Raw genomic sequence first — 18,986 nt, 5'->3', positions numbered from 1 at the left:
ATGAACGTAGCTAGGGTTGTCATTTTTAGTTGCACCGATATTCATCGATAACTATGATTATCTTAAGATATACTTTTTTGTAAAATACCACCATAATAAGTAAAAATATAAAGGAACAAAAATTTCTAGACCCAATGATGTCACTACTTATTGCTGTCTACAAGCTAAAAACAGATGGTTTAGACGTCCTATAATGGACCACTCTAATGCCATCTGTTTTTATTGTGAGGTTTTTAATTGAATTACATAACAAGGAAGTTCTAAAAAAGATGAACCTTTTCTAGTAGTCATTTGTTTATAAAGTAGAACAGTCAGAAAGGAGTGACTCAGATTGACAGAACGAGAATTATTTGATTCATACAATAAGGATGTATACCGTACCTGTTATTACATGCTAAGAAATGCACAAGATGCGGAAGATCTCTGCCATGATGTATTTGTCACCGTGTTCCGTCAGGATTGGAAAAGCATTGAGCATACACGTGCTTGGATTATGCGCATTGCGATGAACCAATGCTTAAACTTGTTAAAAAGAAAGCAAGCTCAATTGAAAAAACAAGGTCAGGTTCAACTTCTACATGAGCAGAATACGGCATTGGTTAAGTCTGTAGACACTATTGTAATGGAGAAGGTAGCTGGGGAGGAATGGGAGGAATTGCTCAAGCAACTGCCAGAAAAGCTTATGGCCGTTGTCACCCTTCGTTTTATAGGTGAATTGTCGTTAGTAGAAATCGCAGAAACGTTAAAAATTCCTGTAGGTACAGTGAAGTCGAGGCTGCATAAAGCATTAAAAATAATTAGGAAAAAATTGGAACGAAATCAAAATCTATGGTTGAAGGGAGAGAATCAATTTGGAACGCACTGAACAGAAGCTGAAAAAAGGTATGAAGGCAGATCATAATATGGTGTATCCTGATTTTGAACAAATGTGGAGCTCTATTGAACAAGATGAGTTAAAGATTACCGAAGGTGAAACGGTTGAACAACGCCCCCGCAGAAGAAAGAAATTCGCTTTGGTGGCTGGACTAGCTGTCGCGCTAATGGCCACGCCAGTTTATGCAGCCCTGAATTATGATTGGTCAAACATTCTTTCATATAGAGCTGGTATTCAATCGGCATTAGCGCAAGGCTTAGGCCAGACGATTGAGCAATCCATTACGAAGGACGGATTTACGTTAACGGTACACACAGCGTTTATTGATGAAAATAGAACTTTCCTTCTATATAGTTTGAAGCCTGATGCCACTTGGGATGGAAATAATATTAGTTTTGATCAAATTGGATTTAAAAACTCTGAGGGTGATTTGATTAAAGGAAATTATGTACATCAATGGGATGATGATCTTGGTGTTTTCCAAGGATATTTCGAGACAGACTGGGTTGCAGAAGATCAACTATCAGATATTAATTTTTCAATAAAGAATATTTATGCGATAGGTGATGAGGAGCAATCTATTAGTTATAATCCTAATGACTTTAATACGCAGCATTTCGCCATTCAAAAGGATGGAATTGATAATGTCACATTACAAATATTTGAGCAGCCAGAGGGAAAAGTAATGCTTCATTCTGCTGTTACGTTTACAGATTCAAAAATGAAGGATAAATGGGTACGTATCAAAGCAGTCAATGATAAGAATCAGCCTATTCAAGACGTGGGGACACCAGTGTTTGGAACACCAGGAGCAACAGGGGAATACTTTAGTCAGCAAATTTTCTCCTCAGAAAGTTTACGGGCGAAAGGGACACAGTTCAATCTAACATACGAGCATACATTAAGTATTGCAGAAAATACTTGGAGTATAGATATGAATCTGTCCAAGGAAAAATTAAAAAAGGGATCTTTTAAAAAAGTTGTCAATATTCCATTAGAAAATGCAACTGGTGGAACAGTCATTCATGAAATGAAAGTTACACCAACACAAGTACGTTTAGTACTAAAACATAAAGAGAAGTATGCGCATATTCCTTACAAAGATTATCAGCTAAATATTGGGGGAGTACTTTTAGATGGAGGAAGATGGGATGAAGAAAACGATCCCTATAAAACAGAGCTCCGTTTTGAACTGAAGGGGGTAGATGTTTCCTCGTTGGTGGATAAAACAATGACATTGGTTGCTAAACATCGTGTTGATATAGTTGATGGTGATCCACAACCGATACGCTTAACTGATATAACAGAGAAACCTCAAAGTAAAACGTCGATGGTTGGAGAATATCCAATTACATGGACATACTACATGAAGGACAATAATCTTTATATTGAATCCTTTAGCTCTGATCCTACATTTGGTGGTGTCACTCAGACCTATTATCTTGATCATAAAGATCGAAACTATGGTATGCCAATAATTGCAGGTATACTTGGTGATGATAATAATATGCGAATGGATGAATATAAAAATTTCAAGGAGATAGAGCTTGATATTTATATTTATAATTATACAACGCAACAACCTGATGAAGAACTCCGTATACCTCTAATAATAGGAGAATAAGGAGGCAAATCAGCCCATCTATTTGGACAATCAAAACTCAAATAGATGGGGTTTTTTACTCATTATGTCCATAATTGCTTTACTTACAATAATATTTAATATATAGTTAAGTTAACTTAACTAAATTATTAAATAGGAGAATCATTGTATGTCCTCTATCGAGAAACAAAAGTCCATTGCCTATAAATTGGGTATCGGGATTATTATTTTTTCGCTTTCGTTGTGGTTAATCCCAGTCATTACACCATTCACACCTATTCCTACGAAAGTAAAAGCAGGTATTATTCCAGGCAGCATCATTGTAGCTGAAATCTTATTTTGGTTGGGCGCTTTACTTGTCGGGAAAGAAGTAGCTAACAAATTTAAAAGCTATCTTAATCCTAAAAAATGGCGTGAAAAAGGTGATACTCAAAAAAATGAAGACTAACAATGTAGCAGAGCAAATTAATCATACAATTGAAGATATTTGGATTGTTCTTGAGAAAATGGAAAGAGACTATACTAAGTTCAATTTAAATAATCAGCAAGCGGTCCTTTTGGCATTAGTGATTCGTCATCCTTCCATTTCACCATCAGAAATAGCTGAAAAAATGACGATTACCAAAAGTGCCGTGAGCCAGCAGATAGCAAAGCTTGAAAAGGATGGCTATATTATAAAAAGGCAGCATGTCGATGATAAGCGTGGCTATTCGATTGAATTAGGTGAGAAAGGTTTGCTGTATAAACAGGAAGGTGAAGCGTTTAATCAAGAAATCACTAAAAAATATCAAGCACAGCTATCGGATGAGGAGTTGGTGAATGTGATAGAGGTACTAGAAAAATTAAAAAGTGTACTTTTATAAAATTTTCTAAATAATTTGACATTTATTTCGTTTTGTCTTATAGTATCTCTTAACATAAAAGGGGGAATACATATGACAATCACCTTTGTCCAATCGTACACAACAAAACATCATCATAGTCAGTAGTCTTGCTATCTTTATTAATTAATTAATATTGAATAGGAAGACTATTTCTCATGTAATCGTATAAATAAAGCTAATTGAGAGCTTTATCGTATACGGTTTTTTTATTTGTCAAAAAATGAGGAGGCAAAAGTGATGAAAAAAATGGATTACCAAAATGTACGTGGCACACAAGATTATTTACCTGAGCAGGAGGTTGCCCGTCGTGCTATTCGGCGCACTTTAGAAGACACGTTTATGGCTTATGGCTGTAAGCCGATTGAGACACCAATTCTTAATTATACGAAGTTGATGGCTTCTAAATATGCTGGTGGTGCTGAAATTGTACAGGAAATGTATACACTAACGGATAGAGGTGAGCGTGATTTAGCGTTACGCTATGACTTAACAATTCCATTTGCAAAGGTAGTAGCGACGAATCCCTCTATTACTATGCCATTTAAACGTTATGAAATTGGTAAAGTGTTTCGAGATGGGCCCATTAAGGCTGGACGTTTTCGTGAATTTACACAATGTGATGTAGATATTGTTGGGGTGACGTCACAAGCTGCTGAAGCGGAACTAATGATGATGGCGATAGATGCATTTGATAAGCTTAATCTCCAGATTAACATCCAATATAACAATCGCAAAATTTTAGTTGGTTTACTGCAATTATTTGAAGTAGAGCAGCAACAAATGAATCAGGTTATTTTAATATTAGATAAAATCGAGAAAATAGACCAAAAAACAATGCTATCTGAATTGAGGGAATTGGGAATTTCTGAAAACAGCATGACTAAAATAAAGCAATTTTTAGAGGGGCAACCTCAAATAAATATGGCCTATTTTAATGAGTTCGCTAATCAAAACATCATTTTGCAGCAAGGTATACAGGAATTAGTGGAGCTAACAGCTTATTTAAATGCACTTGGATTAAATGAGAAATGTACGTTCAATCCATTTTTAGCACGAGGGCTTGAAATTTATACAGGAACAATTTATGAAATCTTCTTAGCAGATGGAACCATTCGTTCGAGTATTGGGAGTGGGGGACGTTATGATCAGGCGATTGGTGGCCTTTTGGGGTCTGAGGAGCAATCGTATGCCACTGTGGGAATTTCTTTTGGATTAGACGTCATTTATACAGCCTTGGAGGTTATAGGAAGAATCGAGAAAAACTTTCCTATTGTGGATATTTATATTATTCCCCTTGGAACAGAAAAGTCGGCGCTGAAGTTGGCAGCAGCATTGCGGCAACATGAATATAAGGTAGAAGTTGAGCTTAGTGGGAAAAAAGTAAAAAAAGCAATGGAGAAAGCGAATCGGGAAAATACACCAAAGGTTATAGTCCTAGGAGAAGATGAGGTCACGCAAAATATGTATAAAATAAAAAGTATGCAAAGCGGTAAGGAAGAAGTAATTGCATTTAAATTTTAAATTGAAAAGGCATGTAGTCATTTATTTGGCTATATGCTTTTATTTTTATTTCACAAAAAGGAAAATTTTACTTGCATATTTGTATCTATGTGTATATATTGTATATAAAGTATATATACAATATTTTAAAAGAGGTATTTGCATGCAAATTATTATTTCGAACAGTTCTAAAGAGCCTATTTATGAGCAGATATATGCACAAATTAAAAAGCTAATTTTAACAGGGCAATTACAAGAGGGGCAGCCATTGCCTTCCATGCGCCAACTTGCCAAAGATTTAGAGATTAGTGTCATTACAACGAAAAGGGCATATGAAGAGCTTGAAAAAAATGGATTTATTTATTCTATTGTTGGGAAAGGATCATTTATCTCTGAACAAAATTCAGAAATGATGAAGGAAAGAAAAATGAAGGCCATTGAGGAAAAATTGTTGGTGGCAATTCAAAATGCGAAGGAAATGGATATTAGTTTAGCAGAGTTAAAGGCTATGCTTACTTTATTGTATACGGAGGATGAATAAATGGAAAATGTTATTGAATTACAGCATATACAAAAGTCCTTTAATGGTTTTCAAATAAAGGATTTTTCAATCCATGTTAAAAAAGGGTTTGTCACAGGGTTTATTGGCGGAAATGGTGCAGGAAAATCAACGACCATTAAAATGATTATGAATTTATTGCAGCAGGATAGTGGGACTATTTCTATTTTTGGTAAAAGTTATAAGAAACATGAAAAAGAAATAAAAGAACGTATCGGTTTTGTTTATGATGAGAATATCTTTTATGAAAATATCACACTCAAGGATATGAAAAAGATCATTAAACCTGCCTATAGAAAATGGGATGACAAGGCATTTCAGCATTATGTGGAACAGTTTGAGCTACCCTTGAACAAAAATATGAAGACCTTTTCGAAAGGGATGAAGATGAAAGCATCCTTAGCCATCGCGTTAGCACATCACGCTGAATTAATCATCATGGATGAACCAACGTCGGGGCTCGACCCTATTTTTCGCAGAGAATTACTCAATATTTTACATGAGTTAATGCAAGATGGAGACAAAACTATATTTTTCTCCACACATATTACGACAGATTTAGATCGCATAGCAGATTATATAACGTTTATTCATAATGGTGAGCATATTTTCACAAAGGAGTTTTATAAAATTCAAGAGGAATACGCTATTGTTAAAGGAACCTTGGATTTATTAGATCGTGAAACGGAGCAGGAATTCGTCGCCCTTCGTAAAACAAACAGAGGCTTTGAAGCATTAACAGCCAATAAACATCGAGCAGCTACTATATTTGGTGATACAGTGGTGGTTGAAAAGCCTACGCTTGAAGACATTATGTATTATACAAAGAAAGGGTGGTAAGGATATGTTGAACCTTATTTTAAAAGATATATTAATTCAAAAAAACATTTTAATCATCTACATAGCAACGATTATTCTTTATTTAATGGTCAATGTTCCATCAGTATATATAGTATTTATATATAGTATCGTATTTGTTTTAAGTGCTTTTTCGAATGATGAAAAAGATAATGCAAATATTTTACTTAATTCATTACCGTATACAAGAAAAGAAATTGTTAGTTCAAAATATATAGGAGCTTTAATTTTTACAGGGTTCTTTATGTTCCTTACGTATTTGTTCGACTTTATTTTAAATGGGAATCAGGTAGCTGTATTGTGGAAAGAAGTATTACTGATTATGGGCCTCGTTATGATTGTCATTTCGTTTATTTTACCGATTTCCTATAAATTCAAAACAAAGTATTTAACTATTGCTATCATGGGGTTATTTGGAGTTTATATGGTGATCATCAATTATTTTGTCCCTAACATAAATAAACAAATAAGAACCGTTGTACAAAATTTCATGACTGTACAGGAACTACAACTATACCTTATTGTCTCATTACTAATCGTTGTACTATATATAGGCTCATGGATGCTCTCGGTAAGGATATATAAGCGCAAGGCGTTTTAAAAGAAAACGGCCGGTCCCATATAAGGTGGGACTCGAGCCGTTTTTGTCATTTGAAAGCTAACTTCCATACAAGCATGTTGATGAAAAAAAGCACTATGAAATAAATAGTAGGTCCGAATGCCATTTGACTTGCAATTAAGTAGTGTAGACCTGCCAAAATAGCTAAAGGGATAAACAATAAAACAGTTTTCCAGCCTTGAGCATCTCCAACCTCATCATATGGTTTGGTAAAAGGTATTTTATTGCTCATCGTTACGAAACAAAACAGTGTATATATCCAGCTTGTCACTAAAACTACTAGTAGGTCTGGGATAATTCGAATACCGTAAATATAGCTAAAGACCAAACTTAGTACCAAAAATAATGGGACATACAATTTGATTAAAAATGCCTTTAAACTGCCTTTTTGTAAATTCGTATAATCTTTTAATGGAAGTATTTTGTAAATCCAAGCCGCTTTAAATTTAGCCGAATGACCAAGTAAAAGTACAGCAGCCGGAATAATCATCATACTAAAATAAATATTTAAGTAGCTCATACTAGTAGCGTAATCAATTTTTTCGGATCCGCTAAAGGTGAATATAAAAATAAATGGGATAATAAATGAAAAACCTAAAGAAGGGTAAACTTTGAGCTTAAACTCGCGTTCTTGCTTCATCATAAGAGAGGCGAAACGAAAAAATGCTCTTTCTTCATGTGTTCTACATAGCAGCGTTAATAAAAGTACCTTCAGTCGATTGTTCTTCTCTTTTTTTGATTTACTTGTACTTAATAGTTTTTGAAGGTTACGTTCAAAGGTTGGGATGAGTTTAATATATAACCCAATCGAAAGTATCGGTATGATTACAGCAAAGATGCTGTATAGTACTGTTAATAACGAAGTATCGCCATTTAGTAATAAGTTAAAAGGTGCAGCGAACCACATCGGTATTAGGAAGAGACTCCACCAATGAAATGACACCGTCATATCCAAATTAACGAATTCAAAGGACCGAATCAGAACCTGGTAGCCGATCATGAGCATTAACGACAAGGCAATTTGTACATAGTTGATCATATCCTTCAGCTTTTCACCATCAAAGTAGCGTAAAATGGCAATATATAAAATGGCAGTGATCGCTACAATAAATAAATTAATTAATATAATCTCTAGAACGGTTAAAACGAAAAATACAATTCCTTGCGTAAAAAGGCTGACGAGTAAAGGGATGCCTGTTAAGGCAATTGTTAAATAGAATAAGTAAATGAAAATATGCATAAATTTTGCTGCGTTAATGGTTCTAGCGGAAATAGGCTTAGTTGATAGTATGCTTTTGTCTCGTACATCTAAGAGTACTGAGGAAAAGTCAGAAATCAATGAAGTCATAATTAAAAAAATGATCATGGCAAACGCAATACTCATTTGAAATAAAAAGTTTTGACCAAATCCCATGAGTGGGATTAGTATAAGGCCGAATAAAACATAAATCCATAGCGATTTAATATAGCCATATTTTTGATCGTTCTTCTTTTTGTTCTGATTAAATAGTGTGGGTACTTTACGTTCATCCATTGTTAATTTGATATGAAGGATTTTTCTCATTAGGTCATAATCAATACCCATTTTTACAAAGAGCCAGCGGAATAAATCAAGCAATTGGAGTGTTTTAAAATCTGTCATGATTGTACTCCTCGAACGATGGATACAAATTTCTCACCAATTTCCTGATGCTCATGAAATCCTGTTAACTGATTAAAGATCCTTTCTAGCGTTCCTTCAGTGTTACCAGCTTGTAATTGGGCAAAGGTTCCATCCGCTGCTATGTTGCCGTCATATAGCAGGATGATGCGACTACTGATCTTTTCAACGACATCCATAATATGAGAAGAGTAAAATATTGTTTTTCCATTGGCTGCGAGCTGCGTTAAAATCTCTTTAAAAATCATTACACTGTTTGCATCTAAGCCATTGATCGGCTCATCTAAAAATAATAGGTCTGGGTTATGTATAAGACTAGCAATGATTAATAGTTTTTGTCGCATGCCCTTTGAGTACGAGGAAATTCTAGAATGGTACGCCTCACCCACTCCAAACAACTCCATGAGCGATTTCGATTTGTCAGCTGCCTCATATAGCTCTAGCCCATATAACTGACCGATAAAGGTTAAATATTCATAACCTGTTAAGTTGTCATACACATCAGCGATTTCTGGAACGTAACCAATTCTCCGCTTATAGTCTATTTGATCTTGCCCAATGCTTTCACCAAAGAGCTTAATTTCACCACCATAATCACCTTCAAGCCCCAAAATAATTTTAACAGTCGTGCTTTTACCAGCACCATTAGGACCAATATATCCGATAATTTCTCCTCTAGTAGCATGGAGGTTTATTCCTTTTAATATTTCCTTGTTTCCATAACTTTTCGTTAAATTTGTAATCGTTAAAATGTCTTCCATTTCAGTGCACCTCCATAATTATAGAAAAAATATCCATTAATACACTATAGCATATAAAAAGAAAATAAATTCCTTTTGGTAAAATGAAACCAGTTCAATTCCATGTGGTTGAAGAGGGGTTATTAAATTAAGAAATTATATATTTTAATGCCAATTTTTAATCTTTTGCTGTCACAAAACGGTAGTGAATTTAGTTATACAGATAGAGAGGAGGGAAGCTTGTGAGTATATCAAATAAAACAGAGGAAACGGTAGTAATAAAAGAGGTAGTTAAACAAGTTCAGGCAGGGGATACTTATGCCTACACGGAAATCATACGGTGCTTCCAAAAACAAATCTATCTATACTGTTACTACCTATTAGGAAACAAAGAAGAAGCTGAGGATGCCTCGCAGGATGTTTTTATAAAAGGTTTAGAGAATATTCGCCAATTCACTTACTCAGTGTCTTTTTCAGCGTGGCTCTATAAAATTGCTCATCATCATTGTATCGACCTACTGAAAAAGAAAAATAAGGGCTTTAGATTTTGGACAGGTTTTAAAAAGGAGCAAATGGTCGAGCAGTCATATGAATCCTATCATTACGAGGATTCGATTCATCAGTTATTAGAGAAATTAAATGCGGATGAAAAAAGAATTTTATTGCTTCGATCCATTGAAGAGTATAGCTTTGATGAAATTGCCTCCATCATGGATTTGAAACCAGCTACTGTACGCAAAAAATATGAACGATTACGAAAAAAATTGTTGAAAGAAAAAAAGCAAGGGAGGGGATATTATGAGCGTTCGATCAAAACTGAAGGATGATGAATTGAACCAGCTAAAGAAGTGCATCCGAGAAACACCCGTAGAAATTGATCTAGTTGACCGTGTTATGTATAAATATGACCATGATTCTAAAGAATTGATTACTCATAAAAAGAAGCCTCATAATGTGTTGATAGTGAAGGCTATGGCTACCGTAATCGTATGCTTGCTACTAATCACGCCCTTCATTTCACCTACAATGGCAGCAACCATAAAACAAGTTCCTGTATTATCCTCTATTTTCAGTCTAGCTGGTGATCTTGGTCTGAAAACGGCTGATGAAAAGGGGCTTTCAACAAAACCTAATGCAAGTGTCAGTCACGACGGATTTACATTAAGTGTATCGGAGGTAGCATATGATGGTTCACGTGTCTCGATTGGGGTAGAGCGACCTCGAATAGCTAATGAACCGGAGACATTAATGGAGCGCCTCAGCAAAATTGAATTGTTTATTAATGGAGCACCTATCGATGATTTTGCTCCTAGTGAGTCGAATCATATTGGGATCTTTCTACACCCAGGAAAAAATAAGGATTCTATAATAATTGAGTTTTCGGATAAGAGCAATCAGGGAGGACGACCTTTCCCTGAGCAATTCGATTTAACAGTATATGCTACTATTACGGGCATACAGGCTCCTTTAAAGATTGATATTCCTGTGAAGAATAAAATTGCAGACTATGTGACTTTACAGCCAAATGCAAATCGACATTATAATAATATTCATTTTACAGTTGAACAGATCAAGATTACCCCAATTACAACCAATATAACGACGAGAACCATATTGACAGACAACTCCACTTTTATTGAGCCATGGTTAACAATGGGGATAGATATTTTTGATGAGCAAGGGCGTAAACTTGCACTAATTAATGGGAATGGTTGGCATGAGACCAATGGAAGTGAAAAAATTATGGATCATCGCTTTACTCCTTTTGAATCTGTACCAGCATCCATAACGATCAAGCCTTATATTCATCTTTTTATGGAGCATCCAAAAGGAAGCTTTCAAATGGATGAGAATAATGAACCGATCATTCAATATATTCCTGAGCTAGAAGTGACAATACCAGTAAAGTAATAAAAAATTATAAAGTAATGATAAGCGCTTTTTTGAATAAATGGTGTATATTGGTTATTTCGAAACTGGCTGAATATGTATCCGCTCCTATATAATGAAGCTGTAATAAGAATAAATCGAGGTGTGGAATGCTAATTAAATCCAATGAAGATTTGCTTATTTTACTAGATCATTTACTACGGGAGCCCCAACATTTTTGGAATAATTTTTATGATGATACATTTCGAAAGATTCCTTTCTTTGTTAATAAGCCTGATGAAAATCTAGTACAATATTTTGAAAAGGAAATGATTATTCCGAGTAAAGTTTTAGAATTAGGGTGTGGTGCAGGGCGCAATGCTATCTATTTAGCTAAAAAGGGATGTTCAGTGGTTGGAGTGGATCTATCAGAAAATGCACTGGAATGGGCAAAAAAGAGAATATCTGAAGAAGATGTGAATGTAGAATTAGTATGTGCTAATATTTTTGATTTAGATTTTCAACAGGAAAGCTTTGATTTTATTTATGATTCAGGATGCTTTCATCATATAGCACCACATCGTCGTGTTAGTTATATAGAGATCATTAATAGGTTATTAAAACAGGATGGGTACTTTGCTTTATGTTCATTTGAGGAGAATGGTACATACGGTGGCTCTGCCCTGACAGATGAGGAAGTATATTTAAAGCGCAGTTTAGAGGGTGGGCTTGGTTATACAAAAAGTCAACTACAGGAAATTTTTAATTTTTTGGAAGAAATTGAAATACGTAAAATGGTACCGATGTCTACAGCAGATCCGCATTTTGGGTTAGAAGGTTTTATAGTAGGCTTATTCAAAAAATGATATTAAAAAGCCATTCTGAAAAAAACTAGAGAATGGCTACTTCTATTACAGTGAATTATTTAGAGAGCTCGACGACAGAATCATAAAAAATAGTAGTGGCTATAATGATATCCTCATCGGAGCTATATTCTAAGGGATTGTGGCTAATGCCGTCTTTTGAGCGGACAAACAACATCCCGATTGGAGCGATTTCAGCCATATTCATGGCATCGTGTCCTGCACCACTTATAAGAGAATAGGGACGTATCCCTTGCTTTTCAATACTTATGGCAAGTAGTTGCTGTAGCTTCGCATCCGCTTTTGCAGGTTTAATGCGCTGTAATATTTTCGAAGCCAATGTAACATTTCTTCGGTCTGCAATTTGTTGTAGTTGCTGTAAAATCGTAGTCTCTAGTGATCTTACTTTTTGTTCGTCTATATCTCGTAGATCAATTGAGAAAGTAACTTTGCCTGGGATCACATTTGTTCCATTCGGGGACACAGTAAGCTTGCCGACCGTTGCAACGGCATCTGTAGTGTCATTTAATAGCCGTTCAATCGCTAAAATCATCTCGCTCGCCGCAGTTAGAGCATCCTGCCGAATGGGCATAGGTGTTGCACCAGCATGTTCACTGACGCCAGTGACAGTAATTTCTAACCATACAGGAGCGGCTATACCTGTTACAACACCGACAGGTAAACCTTCATTTTCTAGAACCTTGCCTTGCTCAATATGCATTTCTAAATAAGCTTTAATGTCATTTCGTTGAGCATTAACTAAAGGATATGGCGACAATTGGAATTCCTTCATAGCTTCTTCAATGGAAATGCCAGCCTCATCTGTGTGCTGTAATTGTTCCTCCGTTAAAAGCCCGGCCATCGCACTACTACCAAGTAGCCCAAAGCCAAATCTCGTTCCCTCCTCATCCTTAAAAGCGACAACTTGTATCTTTTTAGAGGGTAGTATTTGTTGCTCATACATACTATTTACGACTTCAATAGCTGCCAATACCCCTAATGCTCCATCGTATTTGCCGCCTTCTGGTACTGTATCAATGTGTGAGCCTAACATAATGGTTTCATCGCCTTCACCATAAGTACCAATGAGATTTCCAACAGCGTCAACCGTTACTTTCATGCCAGCCTGTTCCATATAAATGGTCACTAGCTCAATAGCCTGTTTTTCTACTGGTGTAAAGGAGAAGCGATTAATCCCACCTGTAGCTTCATTGCAGCCGATTTGGCTTAAGTCTTGAAGATGTTGTAAGAGTCTACCTCCATTAATCATGACAATCACTCTTTCATCTGGAATTGGAAGTGGCTGTCCTTCTCATAAGACAAATTGGTCATGAACCACCTCTAAATTATTATTGTACCCTTTGGCAATAGTGGGGTCGATTACTTTGTAATGAAAATACCGTATTTACCCGTTTCATCATCTGCCCATTGTTGACCTGATGGACAATAAATAAATGTTTGTTGAACCTCGATTTCCTTATAAAAAGTTCGAGCTTAAATAAATTATTACGACCCTTATCATAGTGTGGCAAATAGTTAATATTGTGAACGATCTTCATCACGTTTGATACGTATAATAATTTTGAAATAAGATAGAAAGAAGAACAACCACTACAATAGGAAATTACATACTGAGTGGACCTTTTGAGTTCACTCTTGTTATGCAAGAATGAAGCAAGGGGGTCAGGGATTGTTTAATGATTTTAAGATGGTGGATGATCGTCCTGTTTATGTGCAATTGAAGGATTATGTTCAAGATATGATTGTCAAAGGGCATCTGTTAGAACATCAAAAGCTTCCATCTACGCGTGAACTTAGTAAGCTATTAGCAGTTAGCAGAAATACAGTGCTGAATGCATATGCTGAGCTAGAGCAGGACGGAATCATTTATGCAGTGAAAGGAAAAGGGAACTTTGTAGGAAAGGTTACTACGTTGAAAACGTCCCCTATTGAACTTGACTGGAAAAATAGGCTAAATACAGCAACTTTGTTAGCGGATGAAATCGATTTAGTCCGACAAGATATTCAGTGGCAAAAAGGGATGATCTCCTTTACTAGTATTGCTCCAGAAGAAAAGCTTTTTGATGTTGAAAATTTTAAACGGGCTTTTCTTACACGTATGTCCCTTGAAGGCGATATTGTCTTGAATTATGGCTATGCAAAAGGGTATAAACCTTTAATTGATTATCTCCTTCGCTATATGGAAGTGAAGGGTGTAGATATTTCTAATAAAGATATTTTAATTACTAACGGCTTTACGGAGGGGCTCGATATTTTATTATCCTCAATAGCTAAAAAATCTGGGCGTGTTCTATGTGAAAATCCTACACATCATGCAGCATTGAAGCTTTTTCGTTTACATGGGCTAGAAATTCATGGCGTTGATATGAGCGATGATGGCATTGATATGGGGCAGGTAGAAAAAACATTAGCCAAAATGGATTTTGATTTTGCCTATCTCATCCCGTCCTATCATAATCCAACTGGAATTGTCACCTCCTCTGAGAAGAGGAATGCTATTTTTCAGCTTTTTTCCAGCTATCAAATACCTATCGTAGAAGATGGCTTTAATGAGGAATTAAGGTATTCAAGCTCTCATTTGGCACCACTAATTGCATTTAGTGGTTCCGGTAATAACATTGTCTATATTGGCAGCTTTTCTAAAATCCTTTTCCCAGGCTTACGTGTTGGCTGGATTTTAGCAGACAAGGAGCTAATTGCTAGCCTAGAAAGCATGAAAAGAGCGCGAACAATTCATACATCGACACTGGATCAGGCAGTGTTATATCAATATTTACAGGATGGTTATTTTGAAAAATATTTAAAGAAAGCAAGAGCTGTTTATAAGAAAAAGTATGAGCTTGCTCGTCAAGCCTGTATGCAGTACATTCCATTTTGCAAAATCAGAGGGGATGGAGGACTTCATCTCTTTATTGAACTAGAAGTGGGCATAGATGCTCGCAGATTATTAGAAAAATGTTATGACGAAGGTGTGGTGTTCTATCCAGGAGATGTATTTTATACAAATGGTCTTGGTAAAAACACATTTCGCCTAGGGTTTTCCCGTTTATCAGAAGAAGATATTGTCCGGGGTATTCAAATTATTGGGGATACATTAAGAAATGATAGAAGGGGTTGAAAAGATGAAAGTTGGCGTAATTATGGGCGGTACCTCCTCTGAAAAGCAGGTTTCGATTATGACAGGGAAGGAAATGGTTGCTCATTTAAATAAACAAAAATACGATGTTGTTGAAATAGTATTGGAAGACCATCAAGAGGTAATAGAAATAGTGCAAGGTATCGATGTAGCTTTATTAGCACTGCACGGTAAGTTTGGAGAGGATGGCACGATTCAGGGTGTATTAGAAACATTGGGTATTCCTTATACAGGAAGTGGTCTTCTAGCAAGTAGTTTGTGCATGGATAAAAATATGGCCAAGAAAATACTGCGCTATGAAGGGATCGCCACACCAGATTGGATGCATCTTGTAAAGGGCGAGGAGCTGCCATTACAGGACATAGAGCTGATGGGTTATCCGCTGGTCGTTAAACCAAATGCTGGTGGCTCTAGTGTAGGTGTTCAAATTGTCCATGATCGAAATGCCTTATTGACGGCTGTTGCAGAGGTATTGAAGTGGGATAACGAAATTATTATTGAGCAGTACATGATTGGTGAAGAAATTACATGCCCAATCCTCAATGATAGGCTATTGCCAGTCCTTTCAATCAAACATACGGCAGTATTTTTTGACTACCAGGCGAAATATGATGATGCTTCTACAATAGAGGAGCCTGTGGAACTCCCACTTGCGATTCATGACCGTGTGGCAAAGGCTGCTATGACCAGCTATAAGTCTTTAAAATGTAGTGTGTATGCTAGAGTAGATATGTTAATTAAGGAGGGCGTTCCTTATGTGTTGGAGGTTAATACATTACCTGGCATGACCCAAAATAGCCTGCTACCAAAAAGCGCCTTTGCTGCAGGAATTAGCTATTCTGCCCTATTGGATAGCATTATTGATAGCTCCTTACAGATTGATAATAGGTAAATAGAAAAAACACCTTTTGTTTTCCTACAAAAGGTGTTTTAACTATCTTAAGATTTAGCTAATTCAATAAAGCCTTCTCCAAAAACATCCCTTACATCATGAATGGCAATAAAGGCATCCTTGTCGACTTCTTTGACAATTTTTTTGAGCTTTACAACTTCTTGCTTACTAATGACGATATACAAAATTTCTTTTTGTTCCTTTGTATAATAGCCATGACCGGAAAGTACCGTAACCCCGCGGTTCATATAAGCAGTTACCTGTCCAGCAATGTCTTCTGGTTTTTTAGAGATGATCGTAACTGCTTTTTTAGGATTAACCCCTTCGATAACGAACTCCATCACCTTAGTACCAACATATAGCATAATTATCGTTAACATTAATGCCTCTGCTCCGATGATAAAATAAGATGAAAAAGCAACGATTAAATCAAAGAATAAAAGTCCATAGCTAATACTCCAGCCAAGGTACTTGTTAGTGATTCTAGCTAAAATCGTAGAACCTGCAGTTGTACCACCGACTCTAATAATCAAACCAATACCGACCCCAGCAAATACTCCACCAAAAATCGTATTTACGATAATTTCATTTGAGGAAATCGACCAAGATTCTGTTAAATGTAAAAATAAAGAATGGAATGAGACCGCAATGATCGTATAAATGGTTGTTTGTCTATTTAGAAATTTATAGCCAACTAGTAGTAAAGCCGCATTCATCATAAAGCTGACAATACTCGGAGACCATCCGAAAAGATAATAGGCTATAATCGTTAAGCCCGTTACGCCACCTTCACCCAAATCATTTGGAATAACAAATAAGTTAACTGCCAGGGCAAAAAGCAGTGATCCAAGCATAATCATTAAAATATCTATTACGTATTTTTTCATTCACATAACACCACCATATCAAATTAGATTTTTTCTTAAATCCATACTATATCAGGTTTTCACCAAATGATATACTTTTTTTGTAATATTCATTTAGGATATATCGACCTTTTTTTGGATGTCTTTAGACTAGAAGACCTTGACTAATTAGAATAAATATTTATAATAATCATAATACTTTTAAGGAGGATTATTAAAAAATGACATATTCTTGAGACTATGTTGCACCGCTTTGAGCCAATAACTGAATAGGGTCAAAAACTCTGTTTGTGAAGTCAGAGCTTACGGGATAGTCTGTCCTTTTTTAATCATCTTCAATTGCACAAGAAAGAGAACAGCTCACGCCTTATTTAAAGAGGCTTATTCTCTAATATATCCTAGTTACTTGGATCACAGGCAAATTGTCTGTGAATTTTTGTTTTATCCAATAAGGAGGAATAGATCATGCATATGCTATTATTCTTTTGATACGAGCTTTAACTAGAGGCTCGTATCGGTACCATAGCTATCGATACGAAATGAGTTAATTTCGGGAGGTAGTCATATGGAAAAAGTTTGCTTTGAATTAGACAACGTAGTTGTAAATTATTTAGATAAAGAGATTTTAAACATTGAAAAATTAGCCATTCATCAATTCGATCGAATCGGTATCGTTGGGAAAAATGGCGCTGGAAAAAGTACATTAATGAAGTTACTTGCTAGCAAGGTTCAGCCGACAAGTGGGAAGGTAAATAGTCATGTACATTTCGGCTATTTTGAACAAATGGAAGCACCAACGCCTGTAGGGGCAGAGGCACAGTTATTAGGGAAATTAGCTATTCCAGTAAATTCTGAAGGACTAAGTGGTGGGGAACAAACGAGATTAAAGTTAGCTCATTTATTTTCTTTCTATGAGGAGGCGCTGCTCATTGATGAACCAACAACACATTTAGATCAAGAGGGTATTTCATTTCTAGTGGATGAATTGCGTTATTACTATGGTGCCCTCGTACTAATTAGCCATGATCGTGCGGTTCTGGATCAATTGGTCACAACAATTTGGGAGATTGATGGGGGCACAGTAAACATTTATTCCGGAAATTATAGTAATTATGCTTGGCAAAAGCAGTTGGAGCAAGATCAACAACGTCAGGCGCATGACTTATATTTGAAAGAAAGAAGTCGTCTTGAACAAGCTGCCGAAGATAAAATGAAAAAGGCTGAAAAAATTACCCAAGCAGGTAACATGTCAAAAAGAGAAGCTCATGCAAAGCCGAATCGCATGTTTATGACAAAGTCCAAAGGGACAAGTCAAAAAAACGTACAACGTGCAGCCAAGGCAATAGAACAGCGAATAGAGAAGCTTCAGAAAGTAGATGCGGTGCAGGTAGACAGAAATATAGTTTTCCGACAATCGAAGGCATTGGAACTACACAATAAATTTCCGATTATGGCAGATCAATTCACTTTACACATTCCAGGAAAAGTCCTATTGGATGTCGTAAGCTTTCAAATACCATTGGGTAAAAAAATTGCTTTGACAGGTAGTAACGGTTGTGGAAAAAGTACCTTACTACAACATATTGCAAACTATGGGGAGGGGTTAACCATTTCCCCTAAGGCCAAAATAGGCTATTTCCATCAAATGGGCTACCAATTTAAAAGTGAGGAAACGGTCCTCCAATTTTTAAAAAATCGCTCTGATTACGATGAAGGCTTTTTACGAAGCGTTCTAGGTTCCATGCAGTTTGTAGGAACTGATATACAAAAGGGTGTGAACTCATTAAGCGGTGGTGAAGCGATACGCCTCCAGCTGTGTTATCTGTTTTTAGGAAGCTATAATATACTGTTATTAGATGAGCCAACCAACTTCTTAGATATTCAAGCATTAGAGGCGTTAGAGCAATTTATAACGGCTTATGAGGGAACCATAATCTTCGTGACACATGATAAAAACTTTATTGAAAATGTAGCAGACATACAATTCACAATAAAAAATAATAAGATATTTTAACTGTAAAGATGCGATTCTACCATTAGGG

The 18,986-nt window shown here is 36.0% G+C and carries 18 protein-coding genes; 14 read left to right on the top strand and 4 right to left on the bottom strand.

Features of this window, described 5'->3' with window-relative positions:
- Window positions 1-331 precede the first annotated feature (331 nt).
- The 8 genes from MKX57_RS22840 to MKX57_RS22805 all read left to right on the top strand — a co-directional run bounded on the left by MKX57_RS22840 (window position 332) and on the right by MKX57_RS22805 (window position 6,879).
- Window positions 332-865 carry an RNA polymerase sigma factor gene (locus MKX57_RS22840; protein WP_171365948.1) on the top strand — a complete coding sequence of 178 codons (534 nt, stop codon included), beginning with the start codon at window positions 332-334 and terminating at the stop codon, window positions 863-865.
- Complete coding sequence (locus MKX57_RS22835) at window positions 852-2,498, top strand: DUF4179 domain-containing protein (RefSeq protein WP_342550644.1); 1,647 nt, start codon at window positions 852-854, stop codon at window positions 2,496-2,498. Before MKX57_RS22840 ends, MKX57_RS22835 begins: the two co-directional genes overlap by 14 nt.
- A gap of 148 nt (window positions 2,499-2,646) precedes the next feature.
- Window positions 2,647-2,925 carry a transporter suffix domain-containing protein gene (locus MKX57_RS22830; protein WP_089985891.1) on the top strand — a complete coding sequence of 93 codons (279 nt, stop codon included), beginning with the start codon at window positions 2,647-2,649 and terminating at the stop codon, window positions 2,923-2,925.
- Window positions 2,915-3,340, top strand: a complete 426-nt coding sequence (locus MKX57_RS22825) for a MarR family transcriptional regulator (protein WP_008175493.1) — start codon at window positions 2,915-2,917, stop codon at window positions 3,338-3,340. Before MKX57_RS22830 ends, MKX57_RS22825 begins: the two co-directional genes overlap by 11 nt.
- A gap of 258 nt (window positions 3,341-3,598) precedes the next feature.
- Complete coding sequence (locus tag MKX57_RS22820; protein WP_342550643.1) at window positions 3,599-4,882, top strand: histidine--tRNA ligase; 1,284 nt, start codon at window positions 3,599-3,601, stop codon at window positions 4,880-4,882.
- A gap of 142 nt (window positions 4,883-5,024) precedes the next feature.
- Entirely contained in the window at window positions 5,025-5,402 is a 378-nt protein-coding gene (locus MKX57_RS22815) for a GntR family transcriptional regulator (protein WP_008175490.1), read from the top strand.
- Window positions 5,403-6,260: an ABC transporter ATP-binding protein gene (locus tag MKX57_RS22810; RefSeq protein WP_089985888.1), complete on the top strand. Its 858-nt coding sequence runs from the start codon at window positions 5,403-5,405 to the stop codon at window positions 6,258-6,260.
- A 4-nt stretch (window positions 6,261-6,264) separates the two neighbouring features.
- Window positions 6,265-6,879 carry an ABC-2 transporter permease gene (locus MKX57_RS22805; RefSeq protein WP_107922349.1) on the top strand — a complete coding sequence of 205 codons (615 nt, stop codon included), beginning with the start codon at window positions 6,265-6,267 and terminating at the stop codon, window positions 6,877-6,879.
- Between the two features lie 46 nt (window positions 6,880-6,925).
- Here the strand turns inward: MKX57_RS22805 and MKX57_RS22800 are convergent, their stop codons facing one another.
- Complete coding sequence (locus MKX57_RS22800; RefSeq protein WP_096365659.1) at window positions 6,926-8,539, bottom strand: hypothetical protein; 1,614 nt, start codon at window positions 8,537-8,539, stop codon at window positions 6,926-6,928.
- Window positions 8,536-9,318 carry an ABC transporter ATP-binding protein gene (locus MKX57_RS22795; RefSeq protein ID WP_107922348.1) on the bottom strand — a complete coding sequence of 261 codons (783 nt, stop codon included), beginning with the start codon at window positions 9,316-9,318 and terminating at the stop codon, window positions 8,536-8,538. The genes MKX57_RS22800 and MKX57_RS22795 overlap by 4 nt, the downstream gene beginning before the upstream one ends.
- Window positions 9,319-9,539: 221 nt before the next feature.
- Between MKX57_RS22795 and MKX57_RS22790 the strand changes: the two genes are divergently transcribed.
- From MKX57_RS22790 to MKX57_RS22780, 3 genes are all read left to right on the top strand, one after another.
- Window positions 9,540-10,124 carry an RNA polymerase sigma factor gene (locus MKX57_RS22790; RefSeq protein ID WP_342531242.1) on the top strand — a complete coding sequence of 195 codons (585 nt, stop codon included), beginning with the start codon at window positions 9,540-9,542 and terminating at the stop codon, window positions 10,122-10,124.
- Window positions 10,096-11,208 carry a DUF4179 domain-containing protein gene (locus MKX57_RS22785; RefSeq protein WP_089985883.1) on the top strand — a complete coding sequence of 371 codons (1,113 nt, stop codon included), beginning with the start codon at window positions 10,096-10,098 and terminating at the stop codon, window positions 11,206-11,208. The genes MKX57_RS22790 and MKX57_RS22785 overlap by 29 nt, the downstream gene beginning before the upstream one ends.
- A gap of 128 nt (window positions 11,209-11,336) precedes the next feature.
- On the top strand, window positions 11,337-12,032 hold the full coding sequence (locus MKX57_RS22780) for a class I SAM-dependent methyltransferase (protein WP_096365665.1): 696 nt from the start codon (window positions 11,337-11,339) through the stop codon (window positions 12,030-12,032).
- Window positions 12,033-12,087: 55 nt separating this feature from the next.
- Here MKX57_RS22780 and MKX57_RS22775 read toward each other — a convergent pair whose 3' ends face one another.
- Window positions 12,088-13,299, bottom strand: a complete 1,212-nt coding sequence (locus MKX57_RS22775; RefSeq protein WP_342550642.1) for a Zn-dependent hydrolase — start codon at window positions 13,297-13,299, stop codon at window positions 12,088-12,090.
- Between the two features lie 420 nt (window positions 13,300-13,719).
- Here MKX57_RS22775 and MKX57_RS22770 point away from each other — a divergent pair, with 420 nt between their 5' ends.
- Both MKX57_RS22770 and MKX57_RS22765 read left to right on the top strand, forming a co-directional pair.
- A complete protein-coding gene (locus tag MKX57_RS22770; protein WP_342550641.1) occupies window positions 13,720-15,168 on the top strand; it encodes a PLP-dependent aminotransferase family protein in 1,449 nt (482 codons plus the stop codon).
- A 4-nt stretch (window positions 15,169-15,172) separates the two neighbouring features.
- A complete protein-coding gene (locus MKX57_RS22765; RefSeq protein ID WP_342550640.1) occupies window positions 15,173-16,078 on the top strand; it encodes a D-alanine--D-alanine ligase in 906 nt (301 codons plus the stop codon).
- A gap of 47 nt (window positions 16,079-16,125) precedes the next feature.
- Here the strand turns inward: MKX57_RS22765 and MKX57_RS22760 are convergent, their stop codons facing one another.
- Window positions 16,126-16,965: a YitT family protein gene (locus tag MKX57_RS22760; protein ID WP_008175465.1), complete on the bottom strand. Its 840-nt coding sequence runs from the start codon at window positions 16,963-16,965 to the stop codon at window positions 16,126-16,128.
- 544 nt (window positions 16,966-17,509) lie between these two features.
- Here MKX57_RS22760 and MKX57_RS22755 point away from each other — a divergent pair.
- A complete protein-coding gene (locus MKX57_RS22755) occupies window positions 17,510-18,958 on the top strand; it encodes an Msr family ABC-F type ribosomal protection protein (RefSeq protein WP_342550639.1) in 1,449 nt (482 codons plus the stop codon).
- The last annotated feature ends 28 nt before the right edge of the window (window positions 18,959-18,986 follow it).

It is taken from the genome of Lysinibacillus sp. FSL M8-0216, from assembly GCF_038595555.1.
Lineage (GTDB): Bacteria > Bacillota > Bacilli > Bacillales_A > Planococcaceae > Lysinibacillus > Lysinibacillus fusiformis.
The sequence above is the reverse complement of the archived record's forward strand: the minus strand, read 5'-3'. Positions and strand labels throughout refer to the sequence as shown.